Origin of the sequence: Marinobacter excellens LAMA 842, assembly GCF_001574445.1 — a bacterium.
Lineage (GTDB): Bacteria > Pseudomonadota > Gammaproteobacteria > Pseudomonadales > Oleiphilaceae > Marinobacter > Marinobacter shengliensis.
In genome coordinates, this window is the sequence record NZ_LOCO01000020.1 from 61,632 (window position 1) to 70,788 (window position 9,157).

General features: G+C 57.8%; 8 protein-coding genes. 1 reads left to right on the plus strand and 7 read right to left on the minus strand.

The window, feature by feature from the left end; all coding sequences use genetic code 11:
* Nucleotides 1–2 precede the first annotated feature (2 nt).
* The 5 genes from J122_RS15395 to J122_RS15415 are packed head-to-tail and all read right to left on the minus strand — an operon-like array spanning nt 3 to nt 5,091.
* On the minus strand, nt 3–476 hold the full coding sequence (locus J122_RS15395) for a Na+/H+ antiporter subunit E (RefSeq protein ID WP_061333096.1): 474 nt from the start codon (nt 474–476) through the stop codon (nt 3–5).
* Entirely contained in the window at nt 473–1,987 is a 1,515-nt protein-coding gene (locus tag J122_RS15400; protein ID WP_061333097.1) for a Na+/H+ antiporter subunit D, read from the minus strand. The genes J122_RS15395 and J122_RS15400 overlap by 4 nt, the downstream gene beginning before the upstream one ends.
* Entirely contained in the window at nt 1,984–2,331 is a 348-nt protein-coding gene (locus J122_RS15405) for a Na+/H+ antiporter subunit C (protein ID WP_058092148.1), read from the minus strand. Before J122_RS15405 ends, J122_RS15400 begins: the two co-directional genes overlap by 4 nt.
* A gap of 34 nt (nt 2,332–2,365) precedes the next feature.
* A complete protein-coding gene (locus tag J122_RS15410; RefSeq protein ID WP_061333098.1) occupies nt 2,366–2,791 on the minus strand; it encodes a Na+/H+ antiporter subunit B in 426 nt (141 codons plus the stop codon).
* Nucleotides 2,788–5,091 carry a putative monovalent cation/H+ antiporter subunit A gene (locus tag J122_RS15415; RefSeq protein ID WP_061333099.1) on the minus strand — a complete coding sequence of 768 codons (2,304 nt, stop codon included), beginning with the start codon at nt 5,089–5,091 and terminating at the stop codon, nt 2,788–2,790. Before J122_RS15415 ends, J122_RS15410 begins: the two co-directional genes overlap by 4 nt.
* 269 nt (nt 5,092–5,360) lie before the next feature.
* On the opposite strand from J122_RS15415, the gene J122_RS15420 reads away from it, so the two are divergent.
* Nucleotides 5,361–7,415, plus strand: a complete 2,055-nt coding sequence (locus J122_RS15420) for an NADPH-dependent 2,4-dienoyl-CoA reductase (protein WP_061333100.1) — start codon at nt 5,361–5,363, stop codon at nt 7,413–7,415.
* Nucleotides 7,416–7,483: 68 nt separating this feature from the next.
* Here J122_RS15420 and J122_RS23665 read toward each other — a convergent pair whose 3' ends face one another.
* The gene (locus J122_RS23665; RefSeq protein WP_167392899.1) at nt 7,484–7,648 is read right to left on the minus strand and encodes a hypothetical protein; all 165 of its coding nucleotides are present in this window, start codon (nt 7,646–7,648) and stop codon (nt 7,484–7,486) included.
* 141 nt (nt 7,649–7,789) lie between these two features.
* On the minus strand, nt 7,790–8,782 hold the full coding sequence (locus J122_RS15425; protein ID WP_061333101.1) for a GlxA family transcriptional regulator: 993 nt from the start codon (nt 8,780–8,782) through the stop codon (nt 7,790–7,792).
* Between the last annotated feature and the right edge of the window lie 375 nt (nt 8,783–9,157).

Sequence of the window (9,157 nt, forward strand, 5' to 3'; positions counted from 1 at the left end):
CCTCAGCGCATGATCTTGAGAATCCGGAACTCAAGTTCCTTGAGATCCTTGCGCAACTGCTCCTCGTCCTGCAGGAACATGGCGTGAATATAGAGCACTCGCCGATCATCGGAGACGTCCAGGCTCAGGGTGCCGGGGGTCAGCGAGATAAAACTGCTCAGGAACATGATTTCCGCGTCGGTGTGTGCTTCCATCTCAAAGGCAATAACGCCGGGCTTCATGTACCAGACGGGGGTGGCTACGTCGTACGCCACCCGGAAGTTGGCCTTGACCAGCTCCTTGATGAAAAACAGGGAAAAGGAAATCAGTCTCGGTAGTCGCCGGGAATAACCCTTCAGCGCGGGTACATGCTTCTGCAGCACCATTAACGCCAGGTAACCGAAGAACAGGCCCGCAAACAGATTCCAGGCGGTGAACGAACCGCTCAGGGCTACCCAGGCCAGTGCCAGGCAAACGTTCCAGAAAAATCCGATCATGGCTGATCACCTCCCAACACCGCTTCGATGTAGAGCTGCGGGTTCATCAGCTGCTCGGCAGACATCTCTGCCAGCTCATAGATTGGCTGGCCATACAGGCCGATAATCAGGGTGCAGATGGCCAGGCCAACCATTGGCAGATAGTAGGCCCAAGCGTGTTTTTCGTTCAGCTTGCCCTTGAGCTCTTCGGTATTCCTGACGTGGTCTGGTACCTTCTTCCAGAACACCTCCGCCCAGATCTTGATCATTGAGTAGAGCGTCAACAGGCCAACCAGCAGGGCCACAAAGGTGACCAGGTAGGCTTCTGCCTCCAGTGCGGCGCGAATCACCACAAACTTGGCAAAGAAACCTGACAGCGGTGGAATGCCCGCCAGAGAGAGGGCCGGGATCAGGAACAGCACCGCTAGCAGCGGGCGGTACTTGTAAACACCGCCCAGGTCTTTCAGTTCATAGCTGCCCAGCAGGCGATAGGTAAAGCCGCTGACCAGGAACAGGTTCGTCTTCACGATGATGTGGTGCATGATGTAGAACACACCGCCGATGATGGCCAGCGGGGTGAACAAGGCCAGGCCCAGCATCATGTAGCCAATCTGGCTGACGATGTGGAACGACAGGATGCGCCGGAATTCGAACTGCGCTGCCGCGCCCAGAACACCGGTCAGCATGGTCAGGGTGGCGGCCCAAAGTAGGATGTTGTGGGTGTACTCGACATCCTGGGTGAAAACGAGGGTGAACATCCGGAACAGGGCATACACCCCCACCTTGGTGAGCAGGCCGGCAAACAGCGCTGAAACCGCTACCTGGGGTGTGTGGTAAGACGCTGGCAGCCAGAAAAACAGCGGGAACGCCGCCGCTTTTACGCCAAACGACACCATGAACATCATGGCAACCACCGTTAGCATACTGGTGTCTTCCACCTGTCCAATTTTCTGCGCGATGTCCGCCATGTTCAAGGTACCCACCATGCCGTAGAGCAGGCCGACCGCAGACAGGAAAATCGCAGAGGAGAACAGGTTGAGGGTGACGTACTTGATGGCCCCTTCCATTTGCGCTCGCTCACCGCCAAGGGTCAGCAGGGCGAAGGAGGCCAGCAGCATGACCTCAAACCAGACAAACAAGTTAAAGATATCGCCGGTCAGGAAAGAGCCAGCCACGCCGGCCAGCAACAGGTGCATCAGCGGGTAGTAGCCGAATTTTTCATGGCCCCGGGGCGTGGACGCCAGCGAGTAGATGGCGATGGCCAGGCCGATAATCCCGGTCAGTACGATCATGATGGCGGCTAGAACATCGGCCACAAACACAATACTGAACGGTGCCGGCCAACTGCCCATTTCCATGGTCACAAAGCCCTGGTCGGTGGTGGACATCAGTAGCCAGATGCCACTCCACAGCAACAGGATATTGGCCAGCACACCCAGAATGCGCTGATAGCGAATCGACCGCCACAGTGCCAGCGACAGGGCGCCAGCCGTCAGGGGAATAAATACAGGAAGAATGATTTCCGGGCTCAAGTGTCCGTATCCTTCATCTGGTCCAGGTCATCGGTTCCAACCACTTCGTAAGCTCGGCGGATAAGAACCACGGCGAAGGCCAACACACCAAAGGCAATCACGATTGCAGTCAGGATCAGGGCCTGGGGCAACGGATCTGCAATCATGCCTGCCGGGGCGCTGGCGCCTTCCGCAATCAGCGGCGGCGCGCCACGGGTCATGCCGGACACAACAAAGATCAGCAGGTTGGCGGCATTACTGAGTATCATCAAACCGATAACCAGTTTGACGATGGACCGCCTGAGCATCATGTAAAAGGCCGCAGTGAACATGATGCCCACTACGTACGCCATCAGGCTCTCCATAGAGATCCTCCGGAATTCTGCTCTGGGAAAAAGATCATTCTTCGGACTCCATCAGGCCAACCACAAAGGTCATGATGGTGCCAAGAACGGCAAGATAGACGCCAATGTCAAAAATCAGCGGTGTGGACAGCTTCAGGTAGGCTTCACCGGGCAGCGGTAAGTCCCACCAGTGGGCTGTCAGCATGGGTTGGCCTGAGAAAAATGCTGGTAGTGTGGATGCCAGCCCCATCAGCAGGCCGGCGGCCAGCAGGTCTCTCGGGCCAACCCGAAGAAGCCGACGGGTGGCTTCTGCGCCAAAGGCAAAGGCATAGAGCACAAACGCACCAGAGGCAACCAGCCCACCAATGAACCCGCCACCGGGCTCATCGTGACCACGGAAAAGCAGGAAAATCGAGAACATCAGTTGCAGCGGCATGATTAGCAAGGCCGCGGTATGCAGAATCATGGTGTTGGATTTCATGGCTTGTGCTGATCCTCCGCTTTCAGTTTCAGCATGGAGAACACGCCCAGGGCAGCCAGTGCCAGCACGAAGATCTCACCCAAGGTGTCCAGTGCCCGGAAGTCCACCAGAATTACGTTCACAATGTTCCGGCCATAGGCCAGGGGGGCACTGTTCTCAACGTAATAGGAGGAGATGGATTCGAAGTACTGAATGTCCAGCACCGCCAGAATCATCAGGGTGATAACAACGCCACCGAAGATTGCCACCGCCAGATCCCGATAACGCTGGAAAGGTGTAGACAGGTTGACGAACTCCGGAAGCTTGAACAGAACCAGAACCAGCAGGATCACTGTCAGGGTTTCCACCAGTAGCTGGGTGATGCCCAGGTCCGGTGCGCTGAACAGGATGAACGTGAGTGCTACGCCAAAGCCCAGAACCCCCATGGACGCCACGGAGCCCAGGCGGGAATGGGTGCCGCTGGCAAACGCCGCAGACGCGACCAGCAAGAGCGCAATGCCCCATTCATAAAAGTGGCTGTCGGCCAGGTTAAGTGTGAAATGCACGCCATATTGGTCCAGCATGGTGTAGCCCGCCAGACCAAAGGTAACGGCAACCATAACCAGCATGTAGATGCCCAGTACACCGTTCTGCAGCATCCGGGTCTGCCAACTTGCCACTACGGTAATCCATTCCATGAACTTGAAGTAGCCCGCCTCCGGGCCGACACGACCGCCTGCGTAGTTAATGGCGTATAGTGTTGGCTGAATGCGCGGCCAGGCCTTGAACAGCAACAGGCCAACGACCAGGCTGGCTGCGGAGAGCATCAGCGGTGCGTTAATGCCATGCCAGAGGGCCAGGTAGAAATCCACCGGGCTGCCATATACCGAGGCAACCGCAGCGGTCAGCAGGGCATTCTCCGGGATGAAGGGCAGCAGGCCGAAAACCAGTGCGATAATGGTCAGCACCGCCGGGCCGATGAGCATGCCAAACGGTGCCTCGTGAGGCGTTTTCGGCGTATCTCCCTTGGCGCCAAAGAAGGGTTTGATAGCAACCAGACCCGCTACGCCAACGATCAGCATGGCAGAGGCAACCGTCACGAAGAGCAGCACACCACTCCAGACCGGCGCGTCAATCAGCGCTTCGAGCATCAACTCTTTGGCAATAAAGCCGAACAGTGGAGGCAGGCCTGCGAGGGACAGGGCTGCGAAGGCGGCAATAGTCGCTGTCGCGGGCATGGATTTGCGCAAGCCACCCATCAGCGTGATGTCTTTGGTGCCGGTTTCATGATCCAGGGCACCGGCGAGCATGAACAGCGCGCCTTTATATAGGGAGTGGGCCACCAGGAAACAGATAAAGGCGGTCATGGCCAGTTCTGTGCCAACACCGATCAGCATGGTCAGGGTGCCAAGCGCCATCACGGTTGAGTAGGCCAGAATCTTCTTGATGCCGGTACTGCCAAACGCGAGCCAGGCACCGGTAAACATGGTGGCAGCGCCGAAGCCCATCAGCATCAGGCTCCACAGCTCACCTTCACCCAGTGAGGGGTTCAGCCGGGCCATCAAATAAACGCCGGCCTTGACCATGGTGGCGGAGTGCAGGAAAGCGGAGACCGGAGTCGGCGCCGCCATGGCGTTTGGCAGCCAGAAATGGAAGGGCACCTGCGCCGACTTGGTAAAGGTGCCCGCGAGTATGCAAAGCACGGCACCCGTGTAGAAAACATGCTGATGCAGTGGCTCACTGGATGCCAGGATTTCCGCGAGGGAGTAGCTGCCAGTCATTATGGCCAGCATGATCAGCCCGGCCATCAGCGCCAGGCCGCCGGCCACTGTCACAAACAGACCCTGCAATGCACACTTTCGGGCATCCAGATCTTCGTGGTTGAAGCCAATCAGCATGTAAGAGGTGATGCTGGTCAGCTCCCAGAACACAAACAACGTAATCAGGTTGTCCGAGAGCACAAGCCCGAGCATCGATGCCATGAACGACAGCATGATCACATAGAAGCGGGCCAGATACTTGTGGCCGGCAAGGTAAGAACCGGCATAGATCAGAATAAACGTACCGATACCGCTGATCAGTAAGGCAAACGTCAGCGAGAGGCCATCAACAAGAAAGTTCAGGGAGATATCGAGGCCTGGCAGCCACTGATACTCCAGCAGCACCGGCCCATCCTGAACCTGAGAAAGAAAGGTGCTGAAGTAAACCGCAAGGCTTGCCGGCAAAAGTGCCAGCACCCACCCAATGTATTTGCCCGCAACCCGGTGTAGGAAAGGGGCGGCAATTGCCAGCAAAAAGCCGGATAACACAGCTAACAGCATGTGCGTCAAAGCTCCATTTGGGCACCGCGGCGATATGCCGACACCGGGGTGCAGGATATTCATTGATAGGGAATATCTATGGTTTAGCCCTTTATAGGTGCCAGAAAGACTATCTGACAGATTGATCAAAGGCAAGGTAAACCGTGCTCCGCAACCGGTGCCGTCTGACGGTAAATAAAGCAGAAGGTTCCCGCCGTGTAATACCTTGGTCGTAGAGGGTGTGCTAATCTCAGTCAGCGTTCATTCATCACACTCTGGCGACCTGTATCATGACTGCGAATTACCCTAACTTGCTGAAACCGCTCGACCTTGGCTTCACCGAGCTGAAGAATCGTGTGCTTATGGGTTCCATGCACACCGGGTTGGAAGACCGTTTCTGGAATATTCACAAGTTTGCCCGGTATTTTGCTGAACGCGCCGAGGGTGGCGTTGGCCTTATGGTAACGGGAGGCTTTTCGCCCAACCTGGTTGGCCAGCTGGCGCCGTTGGCATCAACGATGAATAACCGGGCAACGGCGCTGTTGCATCGCCATGTGACCGGTGCAGTGCACGAGGCGGGCGGGAAGATCTGCCTCCAGTTACTGCACGCTGGCCGGTATGGTTACCAGCCGCTGATTGTGTCCGCCTCGGCAACCAAGGCGCCGATCAGCCCGTTCAAGGCTCGGGCCCTGTCGACCAAGGGCGTTGAGCGGCAGATCAACGATTTCGTCAACGCCGCCAAGCTGGCCAAATTCGCCGGCTATGACGGCGTTGAAGTGATGGGCTCCGAAGGCTACTTCATCAACCAGTTCCTGTGCGAACGTACCAACAAGCGAACTGACAAGTGGGGCGGGCCCTACGAGAATCGCATGCGCCTGCCGGTGGAGATCGTGCGCCGCATGCGTGAGGCCGTAGGGCCGGAGTTCATCATCATCTACCGGTTGTCCATGCTGGACCTGGTGGAGGGCGGCCAGACCTGGGACCAGATCGTGACGCTGGGCAAAGCCATTGAACAAGCCGGTGCCACCATCATCAATACCGGGATTGGCTGGCACGAGGCCCGGGTTCCCACCATTGTCACTTCGGTGCCCCGCGGTGGCTTTGCCGATGTTACGGCCAAGTTCTACGGCGAGGTGGACATTCCGGTGTGCACCACCAACCGCATCAACACGCCGGAGAAAGGCGAAGAGATCCTTGCCGCCGGCAAGGCCGACATGGTGTCCATGGCTCGCCCGTTACTGGCCGACAGCGAGTTTGTCCGCAAGGCAGAGCAGGGGCGTAGCGATGAAATCAACACCTGTATCGCCTGCAACCAGGCCTGCCTGGACCATGTGTTCCAGGCCAAGCGCGCTTCATGCCTTGTTAATCCCCGGGCCTGTTACGAAACTGAACTGGTGCTTACCGTTGCCCCGGTGGTGAGGCGGGTGGCCGTGGTCGGTGCCGGGCCGGCGGGCCTGGCAGCGGCAACCACCGCCGCCAAACGCGGCCACAAGGTGACCCTGTTCGAAGCCGACAACAAAATTGGTGGCCAGTTTAATTACGCCAAGCGCATACCCGGCAAGGAAGAGTTTTACGAGACCCTGCGCTACTTCCAGCGCCAGATAGAGTTGCTGGAGATTGACCTTAAGCTTGAAACCCGTGTGGAGGCTTCAGACCTTGTTGAGCAGGGCTTTGACGATGTCATCGTTGCCACCGGCGTAAAACCCCGGACACCAAAGATTGACGGCATCGACCATCCGAAGGTGCTGGGTTATCTCGACGTGCTTCGCCATAACAAACCGGTGGGCAAGACCGTTGCAGTGATCGGAGCTGGCGGCATCGGCTTTGATGTCAGCGAGTTCCTGACTCACGACTTTGGCAAACAGCCCGAGGGCGAGCAGGTGAGTGTGGCCGACTGGCAGGCCGAGTGGGGTGTGAACCCTGCGTTTGAGGGCCCCGGCGGCCTGGCGGAGCGGGAGGCAACCGCGTCTCCCCGCAAGATTTACCTGATGCAACGCAAAACAGGAAAAGTAGGCGCCGGCCTGGGTAAAACCTCAGGTTGGGTGCACCGCAGCAGCCTGAAGCACCGGGACGTGGAGATGCTCAGAGGATGCCGTTACGACCGCATTGATGACCAGGGGCTGCACATCACCCTGACAGACAAGGATGGCAAATCCGGAGAGAGCAAAGTGTTGCCGGTGGATAACGTGATCATCTGCGCGGGCCAGGAGTCCTATCGGGAGCTGTTTGATCAGCTTACGCAGGGGGGAGTCAAAGCGCACCTGATCGGCGGGGCTGATCTGGCGGAAGAACTGGATGCCAAGCGCGCCATCCGGCAGGGTACCGAAGTGGCTGCCTCTCTTTAGTCAGGCTGACAGGAAACGTCAGCAGGTGACCATAAATGGCATTCGGTAGTCGTCTGGAGTAAAGAGGGCTACCGAATGGATTTCAGGGCGTTGGAGATGGCCTCTGCCTCGGCTTGCAGTACCTGGCAGCGAAGGCTGTTACCCTGCTGCAGGGCGTGCTCTACCTGCTTGCGCTTCATGTCGTAGAGACGGCTGAGAATATCGGCCTGGCTTTGCTTCAGTGACGTGTTCATGTGAACGACCTCCCCGCAGGGGTTGGCTATGTCAGAATTATTTACGTAAAACGGCAAAAAACCGCCTACTCACTTATTCTGATGCATAACCCGGGCCAGCCGAATACTACCAAAGACGCAATCCAACCCGGAATGCTCCGACTAACGGCTGAATTTTGCCCGATAGGCCCCCGGAGCAAGCCCTGTATGCTTGCGAAATAGCCGGCTGAACGAACTGACATCCTCATACCCCACGGCCCGGGTAATCGCCTCCAGCCCGAGACGTGAAGACTCCAACTGTCGACGAGCCTCCTCCACCCTGAGCAGTTGCAGATAGGTCGAGGGAGCATCCCCCGTCGCCTGCTGAAAGCGCCGTAACAGCGACCGCTCCGACATTCCCTCGGCATCGGCCAGAGCCGCCAAAGACACCGGCTCCCGAAAATGCGCCTCCAGCCAATCCTGTACCCGAAGCACTGCCAAATCAGAATGATACCGCTTGGCCTGCAACACACTGTAAGGCGCCTGGCTGGTACGCCCGGCATCAATCACAAACGCCTTCGCCAACTCCCGAGCCACCTGCGCTCCCGCCAGACGTTCCACCAGATACACCCCCAAATCCCACCAGGCCATACCGCCCCCGGCACAGGCGACAGGCCCGTCCACCGTCACCAGCTTCTCCGGGTGCAACTTCACCTCCGGAAACCGCCGCCGGAACTGATCCCCGAACCCCCAATGGGTCGTCGCCTCCCGTCCATCCAGCAAGCCTGCGGCCGCCAACAAAAACGCCCCGGTACAATTACTCGCCACCCGAACCTGACCTTCCGGCACCGCCCGAAACTGCGTTAGCCATTTAACCAGTGCCTGATTGCCGGCCAGAATTTCATCAATTGGTGCACCGATGGTCGGAATGATCAGCAAATCATCAAGTCCAAGCCCATCCATCTCCTGCCACGACCCATCTGCAAGCAACGTCACACCATTAATACACCGACAGGGCTCCCCGCTCTCCGTCAGCAGCCGGGTGTTAAAAAGCGCGTGGGGTTGCTCTCCGTGAATCCGCGCCCAGGTGACCCCGGCAAGGCGGAACAAGTCGATGATCCCGGTGATGGCGCTTGCAAGCGCCCCGTTGAAGCCGATGATAGTGACGGTTTTCAATGGGACATTCCCTATTCGGTGAGTAGTGGAGTCGTACAGACGGGCATGACGGCAGCCTCCCAGTCAGGCCACTGGCATGGGTACCCCCTTCCGGGAGTGTGCGCAGCAGGGAAGCTGCGCTCAAGCCCCCACGGACGGGTTCACGGCGTCTCCCGGAAGGGGGTACCCATGCCAGAGGCCGTCTCGCCACCTCCTGTCGGGCGTCAATCACCAGCAAAGGTTGGCGGTTTTAACCAAGAATAAGTCAGAAATGACAATTCCAACAACCGCAGAGACTGTGAGACGCTAGGAGTCTGCGCGGCAGAAGCTCGTTTCTGGCATAATAAACCGAAAATTTTTCGGCAACAGGACGTCTGATGGGAACCACTTTCCGCC